The organism is Haloferax sp. Atlit-6N (assembly GCF_003383195.1).
GTDB lineage: Archaea > Halobacteriota > Halobacteria > Halobacteriales > Haloferacaceae > Haloferax > Haloferax gibbonsii.
Window position 1 is genome coordinate 1 of the sequence record NZ_QEQJ01000441.1, and the last position, 429, is coordinate 429.

General features: G+C 64.6%; 1 protein-coding gene and 1 pseudogene. Both read left to right on the forward strand.

Features of this window, described 5'->3' with window-relative positions; translation table 11 throughout:
• The coding region (locus tag DEQ92_RS23100; protein ID WP_199523001.1) for a DsrE family protein at positions 1-204 on the forward strand (204 nt) is incomplete at its 5' end.
• Between the two features lie 146 nt (positions 205-350).
• Positions 351-429, forward strand: a pseudogene (locus tag DEQ92_RS24625) (DUF2267 domain-containing protein); the annotation flags it as partial.

Genomic DNA, 429 nt, shown 5'->3' on the forward strand with positions numbered 1-429 from the left:
CTGTTCGAGGCCGGTGCGCCGCTCTCGGAGAAGATTCGCGGACTGGGAAGCACGGGCGTCCGGTGTGTCGGCTGTCGGAACTCCGTCCGTGGCCACGACATCGCCAAGTCCGATCTCCTCTCGAACGTCCAGCTCGTGCCGTCGGGGGTCGGTGAACTCACGCGCCTCCAGAGCGACGGCTACGCGTATCTGAAAGTCCCCTGACTGCCGTCTCGGACAGTGCGACGTCCGGTTCGACCCTCGCTGTCGACGCCACCGAGAGCGGTCGACACCCACAGCATTCACAAGCGAATGGTAACGACGCGAGCAATTATGCGTCGGACTCCCGTACTCTGGAGCGGGCGATCGGTATGAACTTCGACGAATTCACCGGCGAGGTGCAGCACCGACTCGAACTCCCCGGGACGGGCGAAGCAGTGCGGGCGATCC